This window comes from Amycolatopsis plumensis, from assembly GCF_042652605.1.
In the GTDB taxonomy this organism is placed as follows: Bacteria; Actinomycetota; Actinomycetes; order Mycobacteriales; family Pseudonocardiaceae; genus Amycolatopsis; species Amycolatopsis plumensis.
The window spans coordinates 3997407-4019086 of sequence record NZ_JBHSJY010000001.1 but is presented as its reverse complement, the minus strand read 5'-3'; the positions used below and the strand labels follow the sequence as shown (position 1 = coordinate 4019086).

Sequence of the window (21680 nt, the reverse complement as noted above, 5' to 3'; positions counted from 1 at the left end):
TCGGCCACACCGGAACCCGGAGATTCAGCCCTTCAGCAGAGCCCGCGCCATAACCACCTTCTGGATCTGGTTGGTTCCCTCGTAAATCTGCGTGATCTTGGCGTCCCGCATCATCCGCTCAACCGGGAAGTCCCGCGTATACCCGGCCCCACCGAAGAGCTGAACGGCATCCGTGGTCACCTCCATGGCGATGTCGGACGCGTAAGCCTTCGCCGCGGAAGCCATGAACCCGGCCCGCTTGTCCCCCCGCTCGGAAGCGGCAGCCGAGGCGTACACCAGGTGACGCGCGGCCTCGATCTTCGTCCCCATGTCGGCCAGCATGAACTGCACGCCCTGGAACTCGGCGATCGACTTGCCGAACTGCTTGCGGTCCTTCACGTAAGCGACGGCAGCATCCAAAGCACCCTGGGCAATGCCGAGAGCCTGCGCGCCGATCGTCGGCCGGGTGTGGTCCAGCGTCCGCAGAGCGGTCTTCAGCCCCGTGCCCGGCTCACCGATGATCCGGTCCTCGGGAATGGTGCAGTTCTCGAAGTAGATCTCCCGGGTGGGCGACCCCTTGATGCCGAGCTTCTTCTCCTTCGGCCCCACCGAGAACCCGGGGTCGTCCTTGTGCACGACGAACGCGGAAATCCCGTTGGCCTTCTTCTCCGCTTCGGGGTCGGTCACGGCCATCACGGTGTACCAGGACGACTCCCCCGCATTGGTGATCCACGCCTTGGTGCCGTTGAGCACCCAGTGGTCACCGTCCAGCCTGGCCCGGGTCCGCATGGACGCGGTGTCCGAGCCGGCCTCGCGCTCCGAAAGCGCGTACGACGCCGAAGCCTCCCCCGAGGCGATCGAGGGCAGCACCAGCTTCTTCAGGCTCTCCGAAGCCGACAGGATGATCGGCTGGGTGCCCAGCTTGTTGACCGCCGGGATGAGCGACGCGGACGCGTCGACCCGCGCGACCTCTTCGATCACGATGCACGCGCCGACGGCGTCGGCACCCTGGCCGTCGTACTCCTCACCGATGTGCACGGCGTTGAAGCCCGACTTGACCAGCGCGTTGTACGCCTCGATGGGGTACCGCTCGTTCTCGTCGACCTCCGCCGCGTACGGCGCGATCTCCTTCTCGGCCAGGGCCCGGACCGCGGCCCGCAGCTCCTCGTGCTCCTCGGCAAGCTGGTACAGGCCGTCGGTCACTTCCGGTCACCTTCTCTACGACGTCGGGAGGGATCTGTCGATGTTAGCGCTCGTTCACCTGCGTCGTCCTTGTGGCGTTGACCGCACCGTTCGTATGGTCGGGTGATGCCGATCACCGCGCCGACGCCGCCGCCCGGTCTGCCTGCCACCCTCGACTACCCCGAAGTCCCCGTCGGTTCGATCCTGGCGGCGGGTGCCGCGCGCTGGGGCGACCGGACGGCCTTCGCCCACGACGGCCACAGCCTCACCTTCGCCGAAACCCATCGCGCCGCCTGCCGGTTCGCCAACGCGCTGCGCGAACGCGGCATCGGCCGCGGCGACGTCGTGGCGCTGCACCTGCCGAACTGCCTGGCCTTCCCGGTCGCCTACTACGGAACACTGCTGGCCGGGGCCACCTTCAGCCCGGCGAACCCGCTGCTCCCGCCGGACGACCTCGCCTTCCAGCTCACCGACTGCGAAGCCGCCGCCGTGGTGACGTTCGGCCCGGTCGCGGGCGCGCTGGCGAGCGTCGCCGACCGGATCCCGGCGCGGCTCACCGTCGTCGTCCAGCCGGTCGACGGCCTGCCCGAGGGCGCGGTCGAGTTCCAGGCGTTCCACGCCGCCCAGCCGGAGACGCCCCCGCCCGTCGACGTCGACATCCACCGGGACCTCGCCCACCTCGCCTACACCGGCGGCACCACCGGCCGGTCCAAGGGCGTGCGGCTGTCGCACCGCAACGTCGTGGTCAACACGCTCCAGCACGCCTGCTGGGGCACCGGCTCGGTCCCGGCGCTCGACGCGCGCGGCGACGTCACGATCGACCAGATCGGCAGCGAGGACGAGTGGCCGTCGCGCCTGGGCACCGGCGTCGCGATCAACCTGACGCCGTGGTTTCACGCGATGGGCATCATCGGCGGCCTCAACGCGGCGGTGCTCGCCGGGACGACGATGGTCCTGCACACGCGCTTCGACCCGGCGGCGTACGTCGCCGACGCCGAGCGGCTCCGCATCACGGGGATCGGCGGCGCGCCGGCGCTGTTCGCGGCCCTGCTCGCGACGCCGTCGTTCCACACCGCCGACCTGTCTTCGGTCCGCTCGATCGGCTCCGGGGCGGCGCCGATGAACCACGCGATGATCAACGCACTGCGCGAGCGGTTCCCGGACGTGGTGGTCACCGAGGGCTACGGCCTCACCGAGGCGACGATGGGCGCGGTGATCTCGCCGACGTACCGCTCGGGCGTGCGCAAGGTCGGCTCGGTGGGCGTGCCGATCTTCGACACGGAGGTGAAGGTCGTCCCGGCCGAAGGCGGCGAAGACCCCCTACCGCCGGGCGAGCGCGGCGAGGTCTGCCTGCGCGGGCCGCAGATCATGCTCGGCTACCGCAACCGCCCCGAGGAGACGGCGGCCGCCCTGGTGGACGGCTGGCTCCACACCGGCGACATCGGCATCCTCGACGAGGACGGCTACCTGTCCATTGTGGATCGCAAGAAGGACATGCTGCTGTACAAGGGCTACAACGTCTTCCCCCGCGAGCTCGAGGAGCTGCTCATCACCATGCCGGGCGTCGCGGCGGCCGCGGTGGTCGGACGGCCGGACACCGAGGTCGGCGAGCTGCCGGTGGCGTTCGTGGTGCCCCGGGGCGACCTGGACGCCGACGGGCTGATGGCCGCGGTCAACGAGAAGGTGCTGCCGTACAAGCGGCTCCGGGAAGTGCACGTGGTCGAGCAGATACCGGTGTCCGCGGCCGGGAAGGTGCTGAAGCGCGAGCTGAGGCAGCAGCTCACCGGCGACCTGGACTAGCGCCGCCGGGCCGGGCCGCCCCGCGGCGGGACCAGACCGGCCGGAGCCGTCAGTGGCCGGTCTTCTCGCGCAGCGCCGCGTCCTTGTCGAGGACCAGCTTCTCCAGGTCCGCCTGGAACTTCGCCATCTTCGCGCGCAGGCCTTCGTCGGACGCCGCCAGGATGCGGACCGCCAGCAGGCCCGCGTTGCGCGCGCCGCCCACCGAGACCGTGGCCACCGGGACACCCGCCGGCATCTGGACGATCGACAGCAGCGAGTCCATCCCGTCCAGGTACTTCAACGGGACCGGGACGCCGATCACCGGCAGCACCGTCGCCGACGCCACCATGCCGGGCAGGTGGGCCGCGCCGCCCGCCCCGGCGATGATCACGCGAAGGCCGCGGGACGCCGCCGACGTCGCGTAGTCCAGCATGCGCTGCGGCGTGCGGTGCGCCGAGTAGACGCCGACCTCGTACTCGACACCGAACTCGTCCAGCGCCGCGCCCGCCGCCTCCAGCGTCGGCCAGTCCGAGTCGCTGCCCATGATCACGCCCACCTGCGGCGCCATAGCTGATCTCCTAGTGGATTTCGTGGCCGTCGAGCCAGACGGCGTGGGACAGCCAGTGCGCCGACAGCAGCGCGCGGTTGCGCAGGTCCTCCATGCGCTCGCCGGTGAAGTTGACGTGCCCGAGCTTGCGACCCGGCCGCTCCTGCTTGCCGTACAGGTGCACCCGCGCCTCCGGGTACCGCGCGAACAGGTGGTGCAGCCGCTCGTCCGGCCCCATCTCGGGCAGCTCCGGGGCACCCAGCACGTTCGCCGACACGCACGCGGGCGCGACCAGGTCCGTCCGGCCCAGCGGGTAGTCGAGCACCGCCCGCAGGTGCTGCTCGAACTGCGACGTGCGCGCGCCGTCCATGGTCCAGTGCCCGGAGTTGTGCGGGCGCATGGCCAGCTCGTTCACCAGCAGCCCGGTGTCGGTCTCGAACAGCTCGACCGCGAGCAGCCCGGTGACGTCCAGCGTCGCCGCAATCCGCAGCGCCAGGTCCTGGGCCTCGTGCACCCGCGAGTCGTCGAGCCCCGGCGCCGGGGCGAGGACCTCGGTGTTGATGCCGCCGGTCTGCACCGTCTCGACCACGGGGTACGCCGCGCCCTGGCCGAAGGGCGAGCGGGCGACGAGCGCGGACAGCTCCCGCCGCATCGCCACCTTCGCCTCGACCAGCAGCGAGGTGCCCGCGGCCAGCAGTTCCGGCACGGTCTCCCGCGCGTGCTGCGCGGTGTCGAGCATCCAGACGCCGCGGCCGTCGTACCCGCCGGTCGCCGCCTTGAGCACCACCGGCCAGCCGTGCTCGCCGCCGAACGCCACGACGTCGTCCACAGAGGACACCTCGGCGAACGCCGGGCCCGGCACGCCGAGGCCCGCCATCATCTCGCGCATCACGAGCTTGTTCTGCGCGAATCCCAGCGCGGTCGCCGCCGGCCGGATGACGTGGCCCTCCATCGCCAGCGTGAGCAGGTGCTCGCCCGGCACGTGCTCGTGGTCGAAGGTGAGCACGTCGACCGATGCCGCGAACTTCCGCAGCGCGTCGAGGTCGGTGTGGTGACCCAGCATGACGTCGCCGACGACGAGCCCCGCGGCTTCGTTCTCGCCCACGGCGAGCACGCGCAGGGACTGACCGAGGGAGATCGCCGCCTGGTGGGTCATCCGGGCGAGCTGGCCGCCGCCCACCATGCCCACGACGGGCAGACCGGTGTGTTTGTCCATAGCGCCAGTCAGCCTAAACGGTCACGACCTGGGGTGACCGCCGGACCAGGCGAAGCTCACGCGCCGCCAGCCCGAGGATCCCGGCCACCGCCGCGAGCACGTAGCCGTTGCCGAGCACCGACCAGCCCAGGCCCCAGCGGAACTCGGCGTCCCCACCGTTGGGCACGAGCATGACGACCTGCGACACGAACAGCGCCGTGACCGCCGCCGCGGCCCACCAGCGGGCCTTCACCAGCAGCACCGTGATCAACGGCACGCACCAGACCCAGTGGTGCGACCACGACACCGGCGACAGCAGCAACCCGTAGAACGCCGTCACGAGCAGCGCGGCCGCGTCTTCGCCCCGCCGGTGCAGCCGCACGACCAGCCACACCGCGGGCACCGCGAGCACCGCCGCCACCCCGACCGCCACCGCCACCGCCAGCGACCAGGGCGCCAGCGCCGAAGCCCGGTTGACCAGCCCGTTGAGCGACTGATTGAAGATCCAGTGCACCGACCCGACCCGGCTCGGGTCGGTCGCCGAATCCCGCCAGAACCGCACCGCGTCGACCGGGATGACCGCGAACATCACCGCTTCGAGCGCCGCGAACGTGCCCAGGGCCCGCAGCCCGTCCTTCCACCGGCCCGTGAAGAACAGGTGCGGCACGAAGATCAGCGGGGTCAGCTTGATCGCCGCCGCCACGCCGATCAGCACGCCCGCCCAGCGCGACCCGCGAAGAGACAGCACCAGCACGTCCAGCACCACGAACGCCATCAGTATCAAGTTGATCTGGCCCAGGAACAGTGTCTTCCACACCGGTTCCAGCGCCAGCGCGACGGCCGTTCCCGCCGGCAGCGCCCACCAGCTTCTTCCCAGAAGCGATGAGCCCCCCGGCGGGGACGAAACCACCGTGATGACGACGATAAGACCCACCACCGACAAAAAAGCGATCACGCCCCAGACCAGGCCGGACGGCACCAGGGCGAGCGGCAGGAACAGCGGCGCGGCGGCCGGGGTGTAGGTGAACGGCAGCCGCACCCAGTCCGGCAGCGCGCTCAGCACGTCCCGCGTGTAGAGCGGGTCCCCGTGCAGCAGCGTCAACGCCCCCGCGCGGTACACGGCGCTGTCCGCGCCCAGGTGCCACCCGGCCAGCCAGCCGACCACCCCGAAAGCGAGGACGAGAAGCGCGATCCCCCCGGCGAGAAAGCGGCCGGTGCGCGCCTCAGACGCCGGACTTGAGCTCGACATGCTCGTCCGATGCGGTCCGGTTCCGCGCTCGGCGGAGGAGGCCCCAGCGCAGGATCAGCGCCACGGCCAGCACGACCGGCATCAGGATGTAGGCGTCCCCGAGGACGTTCTGCCACACCTTCCAGTGCAGCTCGACGTTGCGGCCGTTCGGCAGGATCAGCAGCACGCAGCTGACGAACACGAACGCGACCAGGCCGGTCCCGACCCAGCGCCGCCACGCCGTCTTCGGGGTCGTCTTCGGCAGCCGCGAGACCAGCAGCACGATCAGCGGGATCACCCACACCCAGTGGTGGGTCCACGAAATCGGCGACATCAGCAGCGTCCAGAACGCGGTGACGAGCAGCGCGGCCAGCGCCTGGCCCTTGCGGTGGAAGCGCAGCAGCAGCCACAGCGCCGGGATCGCGAGCAGGAACCCGATGCCCATCGCCGCCTTCGACGCCCACGGCGCCAGGTCGGTGGCCCGGTTCATCAGCGCGTTCAGCGACTGGTTGCCCGCCCAGTGCACCGGCCCGATCCGGCCGGTGTCCGGCAGCGTGACCGTCCAGTACTTCGCGGCGTCGTGGGAGTTGATCAGGAACATCAGGCCCTGGAGCAGCAGGAACGTCGCGAACCCGCGGAGGGCGTCCATTCGGCGGCCGGTGATGAACAGGTGCCCGAGGAACACCAGCGGCGTCAGCTTGATCGCCGCCGCGACGCCGACCAGGACGCCGCCCCAGCGGCTCCCCCGCGCCCCGATGACCAGCATGTCCAGCAGGATCATGGCCATCAGGATCAGGTTGATCTGGCCGAGGAAGATCGTCCGCCACACCGGCTCGAGGGCGAGGAAGACCAGGAAGAACACGATGGTCGAGCGGGCGGGCGAGGCCCACCAGCGCGGTCCGTCGGCGGCGGGCCGCGGCAGCGCGCCGATCGCGATCCGGATCGACAGCGCCATCGCGCCCAGCGAAACCGCGGTGATCAGGCCCCAGGAGATCTGCGTCGGGAACGCGGCGAGCGGGATGAAGATCAGCGCGGCCGTCGGCGGGTAGGTGAAGGGCAGCAGCGCCCACCACGGCTCGTTGGGCAGGGTGTTGGCGTCGTAGAGCGAGTCGCCGTTCAGCAGCGTCAGCGCGCCGGCCCGGTAGACCGCGCTGTCGACGCCGAGCACCCAGTCGTGCTGCCAGCCGTAGATGCCGTACCCGATCGCGACCAGCGGGATCACCGCGAGGATCAGGATCGACCGCGGTCGGACGGACAGGCGGGCGAGTGACTTCCGCAGGGCCAGCCGGTGCTGGGGTCTGGCCGCGACTTCGCCGTCGACGTCGGTGGATACGGTCCGGGTCACCGCACCAGGAAATCATGACCGGCCCGGTCGTGGTCCGAAGGGTCCTGGCGAAAGCGGGCTTTTCGGGTGTTCTACGCGCGCGCCAGCTGGGCCAGCAGGTCGCAGGCGAGTTCGTGGGTGGCGGGCAGCCGCACCGCCGAGACGCGGGGCCTGCCCACGTCCGCGAGCTGGGCGTCGACCGACAGCCGCTCGTGCAACGCTCTTCGCAGCGCGACGCCGTGCGAAGCGACCCGCTCGTCCTTCGGGACCAGGGCCGCGACGACGGACGGCCCCAGCGAAGCCACACTCTGCCCGCTGTCGAACACCGTCCGCAGCGCGTCCGCGACCAGGATCATCCCGGTCAGCCGCGCGAAGCCGGCGACCGCAGCGAGGTCGAGCGAGACGACGAGCAGCACGTGGTCCTCGGCGGCCGGCCGCTCGCGCGCCTCGGCCGCGCGGTAGACCTCGGCGAGCCGCGTGCGCAGGTAGGCGGCCGTGGGCAGGCCGGTCAGCGGGTCGGTGACCTCGGTGTGCACGAGCTGGTCGGTCGCGACGTCCGCCCAGGCCAGCGCGGTGGTCCGGAGCAGCCGCGCCGGCGTGGCGTCGACGTCCGGCGAGACGAACCCGTCGCCGCTGTGGCCGAGCACGGCGTGCAGCGCGGCGAGGTCGGCGAGGGTCTCCGCGAGCCCCGCACCGGCCGCCGCCCGGGCCCTGGCCAGGCCGGCCAGCGCGGTCTCGGCGGCTTCGACGCGGCCCTTCGCCATCACCGCCGCGCAGACGGCGTCGACCTCGGGCAGGGCCCAGTCGCTCGGGAACCGCCAGCCCGCGGCGAGGCTGGCCGTGCGCCAGCGAGCCCGCAGCGCACGCAGGGAGGCGTCTCGCTCGGCCTGCGTGGGCGGGGTGTCACCGGAGCCGGGACGCGCAGCCGGAACATCCACGGGCCACCCGCCCCTTTCGTCCGGTTCGCAACGATCTTGTCCAGTGCTTCACGATGAGGACGTACCCCGGGGTACCCCGTGACGCGTACTGACCAGGTTTTTGTCGTGGACCTTTTCCCCGGCCCGGCCCGGGGGTGGGTGATTTTGCTCCGCCGACGGAGTCATCACCCCCACCACGACGTGACCGCCGGAGGTGGGTCAGTCACACTGGTCTCGCGTCCCGGATCGGCCTGTAATGGCAGGTCCTGGCTCTAGCCGACCGAGGAGTGCCGTGTCCACCGTTCCCGCCGATCTCAGCGGAAAGAGTGACGCCGAGCTGATCGCGGAGGTCCGCTCCGGGCAGCTCGAGTCGTACGGGACGCTTTACGAACGGCACACCGGCGCGGCCCGGAATCTGGCCCGTCAGCTGGCCCGCTCCAGCTCCGAAGCCGACGATCTCGTGTCCGAGGCGTTCGCCAAGGTGCTCGACACGCTGCGTGGCGGCAAGGGTCCGAACACAGCCTTCCGGGCGTACCTGCTGACCGCTCTGCGTCACACCGCGTACGACCGCACTCGCAAGGAACGCCGGGTCGACCTCAACGAGGACATGACCGAGGTCGGTGGCGCCGCGGCCGAGGCGCTGACCGTGCCGTTCTCCGACACCGCGGTCGCCGGGCTCGAGCGGACGATGGCCGCGAAGGCGTTCGCGCGGCTGCCGGAACGCTGGCAGGCGGTGCTCTGGCACACCGAGATCGAGCAGCAGAGCCCGGCCGAGGTCGCGCCGCTGCTGGGCCTGACCGCGAACGGCGTCTCCGCGCTCGCCTACCGCGCCCGCGAAGGGCTCCGGCAGGCGTACTTGCAGGTCCACCTGCAGGAAAACGCCGAGGAACGCTGCCGCGCCTGCGCCGAGCGGCTCGGTGCGTGGACCCGCGACGGGCTGTCCAAACGCGAACGCGCCCAGGTGGAAAGCCACCTCGACGAGTGCGACCGGTGCCGGGCGCTGGCCGCCGAACTGGCCGACGTCAACGGCGGCCTGCGCGCGATCATCGCCCCGATCGTCCTGGGCGGCGCCGCGCTGGGCTACCTCGCCACCATCGGCGCCGCGAAGGCCAGCGCCGCCACGGCCGCCACCGCGGGTGCGGCCGCCGCCGGCACCGCGGCGGCCGCAGGCAAGGCCGGCGCGTCCGCGGGTGCCGCGGCCGCGGGACCCCGCCAGTTCGCCGGGGTCGCCGCCTCGGGCACGGCAATCGTCGCGGCCGTCGTCATCGCGCTCACCGCGGGCGGCGGCGCGCAGGAGATCCCGGTCGCCGTCCAGCAGCCGCCGCCGGCCCAGCAGGTCGAACCGCCGGCCCCGAAGCCGCAGCCCCCGGCGCCGCCCGCACCGGAACAGCCGCAGCCCCAGCCCCCGGCTCCGGCTCCAGCTCCGGAACCCGTCGTCCCGCCCCCGGCGCCGTCCGTCGAGCCCGCGCCCCCGCCGGTCGCCCCGCCGGCCCCGGCCCCGCCCGCACCGCCGGCCCCGCCGGCCCCGCCCGCACCGGCGCCGCCGTCGATGTCCGCGACGACCCCGCCCGGCGGCGTCGAGCTCAGCCCGGGTACCGCGACCAACCTGCCGATCACCGTGCGCAACGACGGCGGCAGCGTGTCCGAGCCGGTGGCCGTCGCGCTGAAGCTGCCGCGCGGCGTGCGCGCGGTCGGCACCGGCGGTGGCGGCGCGCCGGCGGCCCGCGCGCAGGTCCCCGGCCCGGTTTCGGTGAACTGCCCCGGCGGCGAGGGCACGGTCACCTGCATGACCGGCGCCGGTCTGCAGCCTGGCCAGAGCGCGACGCTGAACTTCCGCCTGCAGGCCGACGAAGACGCCGAAGGCGGCACGGTGACCGGGTCGGTCACGGCCGGCGTGCAGATCTCCGTCGACGTGAGCGTCAAGGTCACCGTGAAGGTCCCGCCGGACGCCGTGGTCCTGGAAGCCCAGGGCGACGGGCTCTCGGCGTTCCCCTGGAACCACCACCCGCTGGTCTACGTGCGCGTCCGCAACACCGGCGAGACGACCAAGCCGGTCACGGTCACCTTCGACGCCCCGCTCCTGCAGTGGTGGAGCCTGCGCGGCTTCCCCTGCACGACGACCGACGTCGCCGCGAGCTGTACGACGAAGAGCGCGGTGGCGCCGGGCCAGCACGTGAACCTGTGGGTGCGGCTGAAGGGCCGTCCCAACGACGGCCGGGTGACGATCAACGCCCAGCTCGGCCGGGCGATGGCCCCGCCGGTGACGGTGGACTTCGGCTGCTGGCGCCACTGGTGCGGCAAGGACCCGGTGCCCCCGACGACGCCGTCGATCCCGAAGCCGACCCCGTCCAAGCCGAAGCCGACGCCGACCAAGCCGACGTCGGAACCACCGGTGACGACGACGGAGGAGCCGTCGAGCGAGCCGCCGGTGTCCTCGACCACGACGAGCGCACCGCCGCGGTCCGGCGGGAAACCCGGGGCCAAGCCGCCGACCGTCACCCCCGAGAAACTCTTCGGCTGGTTGACCGGCTGACGAGCCCACTCGATATCCGGACATTCACGACAGCTGAGCCGCCTGCACCACGGGTGACCGCGATGTTCTCCTAGACTGCGTGGTGTGACCGTTGTGGAAACCGTGCTCAAGCGCACGCCGGAGCCACTGCGTTCGGTGCTGATCAAGCACCGGGAGCTGCTGAAGTTCGCGATCGTGGGCGGCACGACGTTCCTGGTCGACAACGGCGTCTGGTACACGCTGAAGCTGACGGTGCTGGAGCCGAAACCGACGACGGCGAAGGCGATCGCGATCATCGTCGCGACCATCGTGTCCTACATCCTCAACCGCGAGTGGTCCTTCCGGACCCGCGGCGGACGCGAGCGGCACCACGAAGCCGCGCTGTTCTTCGTCATCAGCGGCATCGCGGTGGGCGTCAACCTGATCCCGCTGATCGTCTCGCGGTACGTGCTCGACCTCGAGGTCCCGCACGTGACGTTCCTGGTCCAGGAGATCGCGGACTTCGCGAGCGGCTCGATCATCGGCATGCTGCTGGCCATGTTCTTCCGGTTCTGGGGCTTCAAGAAGTGGGTGTTCCCGGACGAGCTGGGCGAGCGGCGGCGGGACACCGACCAGGTCAGCCGCCTGCCCTGAGAAACTACTTGTCTACCGACATGTAATTGTATATAGTCATCTTCGTCAGTGTTCCTGCGTAGAGGACGCCGTCCGGGTTCGGCCGGGCGAGCGGGACGATTCGAGGTGGTTTCCGAGCGCGAAGAGGTCGCATCCGTTCGCGGATGACGATGGAGCCTTTTCCCGACTCGACGGGACGCGTTTCTCGCGCGTCCGCATCTCTCGTCCCTTCTGACGAAACAAGGGTTTTCTCTTGAGCACGATCGCGCCTCAGCGCGCCCTCAAACCTGCCCTCACGGGCCTGTTCCTGTCCGTTTTCCTCGCGATGCTCGACGCACAGGTCGTCGCCACCGCGCTGCCCCGGATCGCCGCCGAGTTCGGCGGGACCGGCGCCTACGCCTGGGTCACCACCGCCTACCTGCTCGCCGGCAGCGCCACCGCGCCGCTGTACGGCAAGCTCGGTGACGTCTTCGGCCGCAAACGTGTGCTCCTGGGCGCACTCGCCCTGTTCCTGCTCGGCTCGCTCGCCTGCGGCCTGGCGCCGTCGGCCGCGTTGCTGATCACCGGGCGCGTGTTGCAGGGCGCCGGTTCCGGTGGCCTGTTCGTCTCCGTCGGCGCTTCGCTCGGCGAGATGTTCTCGCCTCGCGAAGGCGCGAAGTACTTCGGCTGGTTCTCGATCTGCTTCGCCGTCGCTTCGCTCGCCGGACCGGTCGTAGGCGGCCTGCTCACCGGGCTCGCCGGATGGCGGTCGATCTTCCTGGTCAACCTGCCGCTCGGGCTCGTCGCCCTGGCGTGCCTCAAGACGCTCGACCTGTCGACACGACACCGGGAAGCGCCGTTCGACTTCGTCGGCGTGTTCCTGCTCGGCACGGCGATCACCGGGTTCACCCTGCTCACGCCGTGGTCGGTCGCCCTCGGCGCGGCTTCCGCCGTCGCGTTCGTCTTCGTCGAACGCCGAGCCGAAGCTCCCGTGCTGCCGCTGCGGTTGTTCCGTGACCGGACGTTCAGCGTGTCCGTGCTGCTCAGCGTGCTCGCCGGGTTCGCTTTCCTCGGCTCGGTCAACTACATCGCGGTTCTGCTGCAGGCCGACGCCGGACCGGCGGAAGGCGGGCTGCGGCTGGTGCCCATGACGCTCGCCGTGGCCGCCGCCTCCCTCGTCACGAGCAAGGTCATCGCCCGCACCGGCCACTACCGGTGGGCGCCGCGGCTGAGCATGGCGCTCGGCCTGCTGGCGGTGCTCGGCCTACTCACCCTGCACGGCCTGCCCGCCATCCTCGGCTGCCTGGTCGTCTTCGGCGTCGCGGCCGGGCTGAACCTGCAGGTCCTGGCCATGGCCACGCAGAACACCGCCCCCGCCGCGGACCGCGGTGCGGTCGCCGCCGGCGTCAACCTCGCCCGCGCGCTCGGCTCGGCCCTCGGCCCGGTCGCGCTCGACTTCGCCTACCAAGCCGGCACCCACAGCGTGTTTCTCGCGCTGCTGCCGGTCCTCGCGCTCGCCCTCGTCACGGCGTTCGCGCTCCCCCACGTCCCGCTTTCCCGCTAGGAGAACCACGATGATCTTCGTCCTCGGCGCCACCGGCAAGGTCGGCCGCCACCTCGTCCCCGCCCTGCTCGACGCCGGCGCGCCCGTCCGCGCGCTGACCCGCGACCCGGCGAAGGCCCGGATCGACCCGCGCGCCGAAGTGGTCCGCGGTGACCTCGACACGTCGGACCTGCCCGCCCTGCTCGATGGCGCGGACCGCGTGTTCGTGCTGACCCAGGGCCACAACGCCGACCGCGAGGCGGCGGTCGCGCGGGCCGCCGCCGAGGTCGGCGTCACCCACCTCGTCAAGCTGTCCACCACGGGTGTCCACTTCGGGCAGAAGGACGCGATTTCCCGCGCTCACGCCGAAGCCGAGCAGGCGATCCGCGAAGCCGGACCGGCCTGGACGATCCTGCGGCCCGGGGCCTTCATGGACAACCGGTTCGCCTGGATCGGCTCGATCCGCGCGGAGAACGCCGTGTACGTGCCGGACACCGACCCGCCGTCCGCGCTGATCCACGTCCGCGACATCGCCGAGGTCGCGACGCTCGTGCTGACGACGTCCGGGCACGAAGGCGCGACCTACGGGCTCACCGGCGGCGAAGCCCTCACCGCCGAGCAGCAGGTTGCCATCCTGGCCGAAGCCATCGGCCGTCCGCTGAAGTACGTCGAAGAGACCGAAAGCGCCGCGAAGGACCGCCTGATCCGGATGTACGGCTGGCCCGCGAAGGCCATCGACGGCCTCTTCGCGCTCAAGCGCGAGTCCGCCCCGCACGAACGCGTCGTCTTCGACACGGTCGAGCGGCTGCTCGGCCGGCCGCCGCGGACCTTCGTGACCTGGGCACGGGAGAACGCGTCCGCGTACCATCACCAAAAGTGACGAGGGCGAGGTGAGGCGGATGGGCGACCTGCGTGTCCTCGTCGTGGACGACCATCCCCTGTTCCGGATCGGCGTGGGCACGCTGCTCGCCGCCGAACCCGGGATCGAGGTCGTCGGCGAGGCCGCCGGCGGAGCCGACGCGGTCACCGCCGCCGCCGCTCTGCGGCCGGACGTCGTCGTGATGGACCTGCACCTGCCCGACCTGTCCGGGATCCAGGCGACCCGGCACATCGTGGCGGCGAACCCCGGCACCGGCGTGCTGATGCTGACGATGGCCGACGAAAGCGAGTCGGTCTTCGCGGCGATGCGCGCCGGTGCCCGCGGCTACCTGCTCAAGGACGCCGAGCCGGACGAGATCATCCGCGCCGTCCAGGCGGTCGCCCGGCGCGAGGCGATCTTCGGCCCGGACATCGCCAACCGCGTGCTCGCCTACTTCAGCCGGCCGCCGGCCAGCGAACCGGTGTTCCCCGAGCTGACCGGCCGCGAGCGCGAGGTGCTGGCGCTGATCGCGGCCGGGCACAGCAACAGCCTCATCGCGAGCACGCTGTGCCTGAGCCCGAAAACCGTGCGCAACCACATCTCGAACGTTTTCGCCAAGCTCCACGTGGCCGACCGGGCCGAGGCGATCGTCCGGGCCAGGGACGCGGGCCTCGGCCGGTCCTGAAGGCCGGGCAACTTCGGGACCCCGGTCCCATGCGCCCGGGACACGCGGGCGGGCAGGCTGGGCAGCCTGCACCGTTCGAGGGGAATGGGGAACGATGTCCGCACCCGACCGGACCCCGGTGGTGGTCCGCGCCACCGATCCGATCCTGCACGACGGCGTCTGCATGGCGCTGCGCTCGCGCGACGACGTCCGGGTGGTGGACGACGGCACGGCACTGGTCGCCCTGCTGGTCGCCGACCGGATCGACGAGACGATGACCCAGCAGCTGTCCGCGCTGCACCACCAGGGCTTCACCCGCATCGTGCTCATCGCGGGCGAAGTCGACGACAACGAGATCCTCAACGCGGTCGAACACGGCGTCTGCGCGGTCGCCCGCCGCGCCGACGCGGGGCCCGACGTCCTCGTCCGCCTCGTCAAGGCCGCGGCGGCGGGGGAAGGCGCGTTGCCGCCCGACCTGCTCGGCCGGTTGCTGAACCGGGTTTCGCGCCTGCAGCGCCAGGTGCTCCAGCCTCGCGGGCTGCGCCTGGGCGGCATGAGTGACCGGGAGACGGACGTGCTCCGGCTCGTCGCGGCGGGGTATTCGACGCAGGAGATCGCCGACGAGCTGTGCTACTCGCAGCGCACGGTGAAGAGCATCCTCCACGACGTCACCAACCGGTTCCAGCTGCGGAACCGGTCGCACGCGGTCGCTTACGCCCTGCGGGAGGGGCTGATCTAACGCGGGACGCGCTCGGCGGGCCAGCGCACCTCGGGGACGTCGCTCGGCCGCGGCACCTTGAGGAACAGGCTGAACACCGCCGGACGGCGGTTCGACAGTTCGAGGCGGCCACCGTCGGCCTCGACCAGGGCCCGCGCCAGCGCCAGGCCCACGCCCGTCGAGCCGCCGCCGGAGAAGCCGCGCTCGAAGATGTGCGGAGCCAGCTCGTCCGGGACGCCGGGGCCGGTGTCGCTCACCTCGATCACCACCGTGCCCTCGGCGTCGCCGCGGCGGCCGATGAGCGTGACCGTGCCGGAACCGTGCCGCAGGGCGTTGTCCAGCAGCACGCCGATGACCTCGCGGAGCCGGCCCGGCGTGGCCCGGGCCATCAGGCCGTCGGCCACGCGCGTGCGCAGGTTGCGGCCCTCCGAGCGGAGCAGCTCGCGCCACTCCTGCGCCATCGCCGGCAGCTGCGTCGGCAGGTCCACCGGTTCCGCGCCGACCTCGCGGGCCGCGCGGGCCGCCGCCAGCAGCTCGTCGAGCGCCTCGGCGAGCCGATCCGCTTGCTCCTGGGCCGCCTTCGATTCGTCGGCCACCTCGTCGTCCGGGTGCACGGTGAGCGGTTCCAGCCGCAGCTGCAACGCCGTCAGCCGGCTGCGCAGCTGGTGCGAGACGTCCCCGACGAGCTGTCGTTCCCGCTGCACGAGCTGGGCCAGCGCGGTGCCGGACGCGTCCAGCGCTTCGGCGACCATGTCGAGTTCTCCCACGCCGTAGCGGCTCGGGTCGGGCCGGAAGTCGCCGCCGCCGAGCCGGGCCGCGCGTTCGGCCACGTGCCGCAGCGGCTTCGCGAGCCGCCGGGCCGTCGCGATCGCCACCACCGCGCCGGTGCCCACCGACAGCAGCACCAGCAGCACGACGACCAGCGTCACCGTCGTCTGCCGTTCGTGCATCGGGCCGGCCGGGACGGCGATCTCGACCTTGCCGTCCCGGGCCAGGTCGGCCGACTCGGTGACGGTGTCCGGACCGGGACTGCTGCCGTAGCGCTTCTCGTCCTGGCCGCTGGCCCGGACGGTCAGCAGCCCGTTCGCCGGCACCGCCGCGCGCACCTGGTCGAGGTCGATCTCCTGGCCGTTGGCGATTTCGGTGTCCAGGATGGCCGCCGCCGCACGGGCGTTCTCCGCGAGCGTCTCGCGGTAGCTCGACTCGATCTGCCAGCTCGCCACGATGCCCAGCGGGATGCCGAGCACCACCGCGCTGACGGCGACGGCCAGCAGGATGGCCAGCAGGATGCGGCGGCGCACGGGCTTATTCGGCGTTGAAGCGGAAACCGACGCCGCGGACGGTCGCGATCCGCCGCTCGCCGTCGTGGGTCTTGCTGGTGCGGCCGGCGGCCTCGTCGGCGGCGATGGCGAGCTTTCGGCGCAGCCACGACATGTGCATGTCGAGCGTCTTGGACGTCTTCGACTCGAGGTCGTTCCAGACCTCGGCGAGGATCTCGTCGCGGCTGACGACCTGCCCGGCCCGGGTCATCAGCACGCGCAGCAGCTCGAACTCCTTGTTCGCCAGCTGGACCTCGTGGTTGTCCACGGTGACCAGCCGGGCGCCGAGGTCCATCCGCACCCCGCCGGCCTCCAGCACCTCGGGCACCCGGCGGCGCAGCAGCGCGCGGATCCGGGCGAGCAGTTCGGCGAGCCGGAACGGCTTGGCGACGTAGTCGTCGGCGCCCGCGTCCAAGCCGACGACGAAGTCGACCTCGTCGGTGCGGGCGGTGAGCATCAGGACCGGCAGCTCGGTGCCGGCCGCGCGCAGACGGCGGCAGACCTCGAGACCGTCCATCCCGGGCAGGCCGAGGTCCAGCACGAGCAGGTCGACGCGCTGGGCGGCGGTGGCGTCGAGCACCGAAGGGCCGTCGGTGACGACGTGGATCTCGTACCCCTCGCGTTCGAGGGCGCGGGAGAGCGGTTCGGCGATGGCCGGATCGTCTTCGGCAAGTAGGACCATGCTCACCTGGCCAACTCTACGGCTCGCGGGCGTGAAACCATCGTGACCGTGCCTGGCTACGAAGATGATCTGGCTCTCGCCGTCCGGCTGGCCGACGCCGCCGACGCGATCACGACGGCGCGGTTCCGCGCCCTGGACCTGGCGGTGGAGCGCAAGCCCGACCGCACCCCGGTGACCGACGCCGATACCGCGGTGGAGGACGCGATCCGGGCGCTGCTGGCTGCGGAACGTCCCGGCGACGCCGTGCTCGGCGAAGAACGCGGCGGCTCGGCCGCGACGGGCCGCGCGTGGGTCCTGGACCCGATCGACGGGACCAAGAACTTCCTCCGCGGAGTACCCGTTTGGGCGACCCTCATCGCGTTGGTTTCGGACGGCGACCCGGTCGTCGGCCTGATCAGCGCGCCCTTGCTGGGCCGCCGGTGGTGGGCGGCTTCGGGTGACGGCGCCTTTTCGTCGGACGCCGCCGGCACCCGGCGGCTGTCGGTTTCGAAGGTTTCGTCCCTTTCGGACGCCTATCTGTCCACAACGGACCTGAACTCGTGGGTCGAGTACCACTCGCGCTCGAAGTACCTGGACCTGGTGGACGCGTGCTGGGAGACCCGCGCGTTCGGCGACTTCTGGCACCACGTCCTGGTGGCCGAGGGCGCGATCGACGTGGCGGCGGAGTGCATCGTCAACCCGTGGGACGTCGCGGCCGCGCAGGTGATCGTCACCGAGGCGGGCGGCCGGTTCAGCGACCTGGACGGCGTCGGCCGCTACGACAACGGAAGCGCCCTGTCGACGAACGGCCGCCTCCACGAGGAGACCCTGGCCATCCTCAAGCGCTGACCCCCTCGTGAGTGGGAAACAGGGTTAGAACACTGTTTCTCACTCACGAGCCCGGGAGCAGGCCGACGGCGCCGCGGGCGACCTGGGCCCAGGCCAGCCGGCCGAACAGGTAGTGGCACGCGACCTGTTCGCTGGTGAACCGGGCCCAGTCGTACCGGTTGCCCTGCTCGCGCCAGAACACCTCCCACGCCTCGTCCTCGCCCTGCATCAGGCACCAGGCGTTGTCGACCTCGGCGCCGAGCGAGACGACCTCCGGCGGCACGCCCAGCACGCCGAGCCACCGCTGGATCGACTGGGTGTTCATCAGTCCTCTTCCCCCTTGGCCTCGGCGAGGTAGCCGAGGGTCACCAGTTCGTCGGCCGCCAGCAGGGCACGGTACCGGGTGCCGCCGCCGACCTGGCCGAACCAGTTCGCGGTCTCCGAGCGCCACATCGGCACCTTGCGCACCACGACGTACCGGCGGTACTCGGCGTCCAGGAACGCCGGCGGCAGCGAGCGTTCCGCGAACCGCGTGCCGTCCTCGTAGAGAACGCGCCCGTAGGCCGGGCCGAAGCGGTCGAGGACCGTGTTGGCCGGGACCATCACCGGCTCGGGCCAGTCCACGCTGCCCTCGGGGAACTGCTCGCCCGGCGGCCAGGCGTACTCGGGGCCGAGCTCGCTGTGCCCGACGACGAACCGGCGGATCCACACCGCCTGCGTCGCCCGCGCGTACGGCACGTACCCCTCTTTCAGGTGCCGCGGCACCGGCCGCGACGGCGCGGTCGGCGACCGGCGGAAGCCCGCGGTGACGTTGGTGAGGGCCTGGTCGTCGAAGATCAGCCGGGCGTCCGGGTGGTCGTTCGGCGGGAAGCCGTCCGGGTCGTCGGGCAGCGGCAGCTGGCGCGCCGGCTTGTCCATCGCCACCGGCAGGTGCCCGATCGGGAACATGTGCACCAGGAACAGGGCGACGATGCTTTCCCGTTCCGTGCGCGGCGAGCCGAGCGGCGGCAGCGGCAAGGGTGACCCCGGGTTCGGCGGCGGGCCCGCGACCGGCGGCGGCCCGGCCACCGGCGGCGGAGGCAGCGGCGGAACCGGCGTCGGCGGGGGCGGCGGGGCCGGGGGCAGCTGGAACGGCGGCAGCAGCGGCGACACCGCGTGCGGCCAGGCCGCGGGGTTGCCCGAGGGCGGGGTCGGCGCATCCTCGAAGGCGCCCGCATCCGCCAGGCCGTACCCGGGCAGCTGCACCGGCCCGGTGTCGAGGTCGGCCTCGACCGGTTCGGAGCCCGCCTCGGAAGGCTCGGTCACACCCATCCTCCGGCTCGGTCGGTGCCCGGCGGGCACACGCTGTTCGACGCGGCCGCGGCGCTGCCGGTCCCCCTTGATACCGCACCCCATCCCCCGGGGCGCGGCGAGGTCAACCCAATGCGGCGACCACGCGCGACGGGCTCGGGCGGCCGAGCTGTCCCGCCATCCACGTGCTGGCCGCCACCAGCGCGTCCAAGTCGACGCCGGTGGCCACCCCGAGGCCCTCCAGCATCCACACCAGGTCTTCGGTCGCCAGGTTCCCGGTCGCCGATTCGGCGTACGGGCAGCCGCCGAGCCCGCCCGCCGAGGAGTCCACAGTCGACACTCCACATCGGAGCGCCGCGAGGGTGTTGGCGAGAGCCTGGCCGTAGGTGTCGTGGAAGTGCACGGCCAACGTACCGACGTCGCCGAACAGCCCGATGAGCGTTTCGACCTGCCCGGCCGTCGCGACGCCGATGGTGTCGCCCAGCGAAAGCTGCGAGCACCCCATGTCCAGCAGGCGGCGGCCGGCGTCGGCGACCTGCTTCGCGGGCACGACGCCTTCCCACGGGTCGCCGAAGCACATGGAGAGGTACCCGCGGACGTCGAGGCCCGCTTCCCGGGCCCGCGTGACGACCGGCTCGAACATCGCGAACTGCTCGTCCAGCGACGAGTTGAGGTTCTTGCGCGCGAACGTCTCGGTCGCGCTGGCGAAGATCGCGATGTGCTCGACGCCGGCGTCGAGGGCCCGGTTCAGGCCCTTCTCGTTCGGGACCAGCACCGGGTACCGGACGCCTTCGCGGCGGTCGAGCCGGGCCAGCAGCTGCTCGGCGTCGGCCAGCTGCGGCACCCACTTCGGGTGGACGAAGCTGGTCGCCTCCAGCGTGGTGAGCCCGGCGCCGGCGAGCCGGTCGAGGAACTCCAGCTTGACCTCGACCGGGACGATCGCCTTTTCGTTCTGCAGCCCGTCGCGCGGGCCGACCTCCCAGATCGTGACCCGCTCCGGCAGCTCACCCGTCGAGGGGACGCGCTCGGGCAGGCCCAGTTCACGGGTGCCCATCAGCGGCGTCTCTCGCCGCGCGGCGGGCGCCCGCCGCCCTGGGGCGGCAGCGGCGTGGTCGGCTGCGTGCCCGGCCGGTAGTCGTCGTACGGGTTGTCGTTGACCTCGCGGTAGATGACCGTGTGCACCTTCTCGACGTGCGGGATGTCCTCGAAGCGCAGCGGCTCGTCCGACGCCGACTCGATGATCAGCGTGCCGCAGCCGAAGACCCGGTCGAGCAGGCCGTGCTCGAACTGGACGCTGTTGATCCGGCCCATCGGGATGTCGATGCCGGTGCGCCTGAGGACGCCCTCGCGGGCGATCAGCCGGTCGGTCGTCACGATGAAGTGGGTGGTCCGCCAGCGCACGAGCGGCGCCAGGAACAGCCACACGATCAGCACGAGCGCGACGACCCCGATGGCGATCAGCCCGACGGTGTTCCACGGCGAGCCGGCGTCCTTCGCGAGGATCGCCAGCCAGATGCCGGCACCCAGGGTGACCAGGAACGCGAGCGTCGGGAAGATCAGCATCTTGAAGTGCGGGTGACTGTGCACCACGACGTGCTCTTGCTCGCTGAGCAAATCGTCCGGATAGGCCACGGCGGACGCTCCCAAGGTCGGTGCGGCGGTGTCGTCTCACCGTACCGGCGAGCGAGGAGGCGGTGGGCGCAACACCCGGAGAATCAGGCAGGACGGACGTGGACCACGTCACCCGCGAAGACGGTGTGGCGCTGCCCGCCCGCCACGTCGACCTGGAGCTGCCCGGCGGCGTCGATGTCGGCCGCGCGGCCGGTCAGGGACGTCCCGTCCGGCAGCTGCACCTCGACGTCCTGGCCGAGGGTGGCGCAGTGGGCGCGGTAGTCGCCGAGCAGCCCGGCTTCGGTGAGGTCGCCGCCGGCCAGCCGCCAGCGCCGTTCGAGGTCGGCGAACCCGGTGAGCAGCGCGACGGCGACGTCGGTGCGGTCGGTGTTCGTGGCGCCCTGTTCGGCCAGCGACGTCGCGGGCAGCCCGCCCGGGCCGGGCTGGACGTCGCCGAGGGGCAGCACGTTGAGGCCGATGCCGAGCACGATCGACGGCTCGTCCCCGGCGACGGCCTCGGCGAGGATGCCGGCGCACTTGGCGCCGTCGACGAGGACGTCGTTGGGCCACTTGAGCACGGCGTCCACCCCGACGGACGCAGCGGCGGCCCGGACGGCCAGCCCGGCGACGACGGACAGTGAGCCGAGCACCGCGAAGGGGACACCCGGCCGGAGGGCGACGCTCAGGTACAGCCCGGCACCCTTCGGCGAGCTCCACGAACGCGCCCGCCTGCCGACTCCCGCGGTCTGCTCTTCGGCGAGCAGGACTGTCCGGTCCGCGGCGCCGTCTTCGAGGGCTTTCCGCAGGTCGGCGTTGGTGGAGCCGGTGCGCTCGACGACGTCGACCCGCGCGTACCGATCCTGGAGCGCGGAGGTGAGCCGGGCAACGTCGATCTCTCCATCCATGCCCCCGCCACCGCCCTCAATCGAGTCG

At 72.0% G+C, this 21680-nt stretch carries 21 protein-coding genes; 8 read left to right on the top strand and 13 right to left on the bottom strand.

Translation table 11 applies throughout. From position 1 onward, the window contains the following. Positions 1-24: 24 nt before the first annotated feature. Complete coding sequence (locus ACFPLC_RS19515) at positions 25-1182, bottom strand: acyl-CoA dehydrogenase family protein (protein ID WP_378195041.1); 1158 nt, start codon at positions 1180-1182, stop codon at positions 25-27. A 105-nt stretch (positions 1183-1287) separates the two neighbouring features. On the opposite strand from ACFPLC_RS19515, the gene ACFPLC_RS19510 reads away from it, so the two are divergent. Beyond that, on the top strand, positions 1288-2961 hold the full coding sequence (locus ACFPLC_RS19510) for a class I adenylate-forming enzyme family protein (protein ID WP_378195038.1): 1674 nt from the start codon (positions 1288-1290) through the stop codon (positions 2959-2961). 49 nt (positions 2962-3010) lie between these two features. Here ACFPLC_RS19510 and purE read toward each other — a convergent pair whose 3' ends face one another. From purE to ACFPLC_RS19485, 5 genes are all read right to left on the bottom strand, one after another. Then, on the bottom strand, positions 3011-3508 hold the full coding sequence (gene purE / locus ACFPLC_RS19505; protein WP_191316420.1) for a 5-(carboxyamino)imidazole ribonucleotide mutase: 498 nt from the start codon (positions 3506-3508) through the stop codon (positions 3011-3013). Positions 3509-3518: 10 nt separating this feature from the next. After that, positions 3519-4703, bottom strand: coding sequence for a 5-(carboxyamino)imidazole ribonucleotide synthase (locus tag ACFPLC_RS19500; RefSeq protein ID WP_378195035.1), 1185 nt, complete (start codon positions 4701-4703; stop codon positions 3519-3521). Between the two features lie 13 nt (positions 4704-4716). Further along, positions 4717-5931, bottom strand: a complete 1215-nt coding sequence (locus ACFPLC_RS19495) for a glycosyltransferase 87 family protein (protein WP_378195032.1) — start codon at positions 5929-5931, stop codon at positions 4717-4719. Beyond that, positions 5906-7255 carry a glycosyltransferase 87 family protein gene (locus ACFPLC_RS19490; RefSeq protein ID WP_378195029.1) on the bottom strand — a complete coding sequence of 450 codons (1350 nt, stop codon included), beginning with the start codon at positions 7253-7255 and terminating at the stop codon, positions 5906-5908. Before ACFPLC_RS19490 ends, ACFPLC_RS19495 begins: the two co-directional genes overlap by 26 nt. Before the next feature lie 71 nt (positions 7256-7326). After that, entirely contained in the window at positions 7327-8172 is an 846-nt protein-coding gene (locus tag ACFPLC_RS19485) for a GGDEF domain-containing protein (protein ID WP_378195026.1), read from the bottom strand. 271 nt (positions 8173-8443) lie between these two features. On the opposite strand from ACFPLC_RS19485, the gene ACFPLC_RS19480 reads away from it, so the two are divergent. From ACFPLC_RS19480 to ACFPLC_RS19455, 6 genes are all read left to right on the top strand, one after another. After that, entirely contained in the window at positions 8444-10684 is a 2241-nt protein-coding gene (locus ACFPLC_RS19480; protein ID WP_378195023.1) for a sigma-70 family RNA polymerase sigma factor, read from the top strand. 84 nt (positions 10685-10768) lie between these two features. Continuing rightward, complete coding sequence (locus ACFPLC_RS19475; protein ID WP_191312006.1) at positions 10769-11296, top strand: GtrA family protein; 528 nt, start codon at positions 10769-10771, stop codon at positions 11294-11296. 232 nt (positions 11297-11528) lie between these two features. After that, positions 11529-12818 (top strand): MFS transporter, encoded by a 1290-nt coding sequence (locus ACFPLC_RS19470; protein WP_378195020.1) that lies wholly within the window; start codon positions 11529-11531, stop codon positions 12816-12818. A 10-nt stretch (positions 12819-12828) separates the two neighbouring features. Continuing rightward, positions 12829-13677 (top strand): NAD(P)H-binding protein, encoded by an 849-nt coding sequence (locus ACFPLC_RS19465; RefSeq protein ID WP_378195017.1) that lies wholly within the window; start codon positions 12829-12831, stop codon positions 13675-13677. A 19-nt stretch (positions 13678-13696) separates the two neighbouring features. After that, on the top strand, positions 13697-14341 hold the full coding sequence (locus ACFPLC_RS19460) for a response regulator (RefSeq protein WP_378195014.1): 645 nt from the start codon (positions 13697-13699) through the stop codon (positions 14339-14341). Between the two features lie 94 nt (positions 14342-14435). Further along, positions 14436-15059 carry a helix-turn-helix transcriptional regulator gene (locus ACFPLC_RS19455; protein WP_378195011.1) on the top strand — a complete coding sequence of 208 codons (624 nt, stop codon included), beginning with the start codon at positions 14436-14438 and terminating at the stop codon, positions 15057-15059. On the opposite strand, the gene ACFPLC_RS19450 is transcribed toward ACFPLC_RS19455, so the two are convergent. After that, the gene (locus ACFPLC_RS19450) at positions 15056-16339 is read right to left on the bottom strand and encodes an ATP-binding protein (protein WP_378195008.1); all 1284 of its coding nucleotides are present in this window, start codon (positions 16337-16339) and stop codon (positions 15056-15058) included. The two genes, ACFPLC_RS19455 and ACFPLC_RS19450, sit on opposite strands and share 4 nt — an antisense overlap. A 4-nt stretch (positions 16340-16343) precedes the next feature. Next, a complete protein-coding gene (locus ACFPLC_RS19445) occupies positions 16344-17039 on the bottom strand; it encodes a response regulator transcription factor (protein WP_086852369.1) in 696 nt (231 codons plus the stop codon). A gap of 42 nt (positions 17040-17081) precedes the next feature. Between ACFPLC_RS19445 and hisN the strand changes: the two genes are divergently transcribed. After that, positions 17082-17867, top strand: a complete 786-nt coding sequence (hisN, locus tag ACFPLC_RS19440) for a histidinol-phosphatase (protein ID WP_378195005.1) — start codon at positions 17082-17084, stop codon at positions 17865-17867. Positions 17868-17910: 43 nt separating this feature from the next. Here hisN and ACFPLC_RS19435 read toward each other — a convergent pair whose 3' ends face one another. The 5 genes from ACFPLC_RS19435 to ACFPLC_RS19415 form a co-directional block, all read right to left on the bottom strand. After that, entirely contained in the window at positions 17911-18171 is a 261-nt protein-coding gene (locus tag ACFPLC_RS19435) for a hypothetical protein (RefSeq protein ID WP_003105220.1), read from the bottom strand. Beyond that, entirely contained in the window at positions 18171-19157 is a 987-nt protein-coding gene (locus ACFPLC_RS19430; RefSeq protein WP_378195000.1) for a TNT domain-containing protein, read from the bottom strand. Before ACFPLC_RS19430 ends, ACFPLC_RS19435 begins: the two co-directional genes overlap by 1 nt. Positions 19158-19260: 103 nt before the next feature. Next, positions 19261-20190 carry a hydroxymethylglutaryl-CoA lyase gene (locus tag ACFPLC_RS19425; protein WP_378194997.1) on the bottom strand — a complete coding sequence of 310 codons (930 nt, stop codon included), beginning with the start codon at positions 20188-20190 and terminating at the stop codon, positions 19261-19263. Then, the gene (locus tag ACFPLC_RS19420; RefSeq protein ID WP_378194994.1) at positions 20190-20768 is read right to left on the bottom strand and encodes a PH domain-containing protein; all 579 of its coding nucleotides are present in this window, start codon (positions 20766-20768) and stop codon (positions 20190-20192) included. Before ACFPLC_RS19420 ends, ACFPLC_RS19425 begins: the two co-directional genes overlap by 1 nt. Before the next feature lie 83 nt (positions 20769-20851). After that, complete coding sequence (locus tag ACFPLC_RS19415; RefSeq protein WP_378194991.1) at positions 20852-21652, bottom strand: biotin--[acetyl-CoA-carboxylase] ligase; 801 nt, start codon at positions 21650-21652, stop codon at positions 20852-20854. Positions 21653-21680 lie beyond the last annotated feature (28 nt).

What these genes read in the sequence shown, in the direction of transcription:
- ACFPLC_RS19510 (WP_378195038.1), top strand. Translation starts at nt 1,288, where the DNA reads ATGCCGATCACCGCGCCGACGCCGCCGCCCGGTCTGCCTGCCACCCTC.
- purE (WP_191316420.1), bottom strand. Translation starts at nt 3,508, where the DNA reads ATGGCGCCGCAGGTGGGCGTGATCATGGGCAGCGACTCGGACTGGCCG.
- ACFPLC_RS19500 (WP_378195035.1), bottom strand. Translation starts at nt 4,703, where the DNA reads ATGGACAAACACACCGGTCTGCCCGTCGTGGGCATGGTGGGCGGCGGC.
- ACFPLC_RS19495 (WP_378195032.1), bottom strand. Translation starts at nt 5,931, where the DNA reads ATGTCGAGCTCAAGTCCGGCGTCTGAGGCGCGCACCGGCCGCTTTCTC.
- ACFPLC_RS19465 (WP_378195017.1), top strand. Translation starts at nt 12,829, where the DNA reads ATGATCTTCGTCCTCGGCGCCACCGGCAAGGTCGGCCGCCACCTCGTC.
- ACFPLC_RS19460 (WP_378195014.1), top strand. Translation starts at nt 13,697, where the DNA reads ATGGGCGACCTGCGTGTCCTCGTCGTGGACGACCATCCCCTGTTCCGG.
- ACFPLC_RS19455 (WP_378195011.1), top strand. Translation starts at nt 14,436, where the DNA reads ATGTCCGCACCCGACCGGACCCCGGTGGTGGTCCGCGCCACCGATCCG.
- ACFPLC_RS19445 (WP_086852369.1), bottom strand. Translation starts at nt 17,039, where the DNA reads ATGGTCCTACTTGCCGAAGACGATCCGGCCATCGCCGAACCGCTCTCC.
- ACFPLC_RS19435 (WP_003105220.1), bottom strand. Translation starts at nt 18,171, where the DNA reads ATGAACACCCAGTCGATCCAGCGGTGGCTCGGCGTGCTGGGCGTGCCG.
- ACFPLC_RS19430 (WP_378195000.1), bottom strand. Translation starts at nt 19,157, where the DNA reads ATGGGTGTGACCGAGCCTTCCGAGGCGGGCTCCGAACCGGTCGAGGCC.
- ACFPLC_RS19425 (WP_378194997.1), bottom strand. Translation starts at nt 20,190, where the DNA reads ATGGGCACCCGTGAACTGGGCCTGCCCGAGCGCGTCCCCTCGACGGGT.
- ACFPLC_RS19415 (WP_378194991.1), bottom strand. Translation starts at nt 21,652, where the DNA reads ATGGATGGAGAGATCGACGTTGCCCGGCTCACCTCCGCGCTCCAGGAT.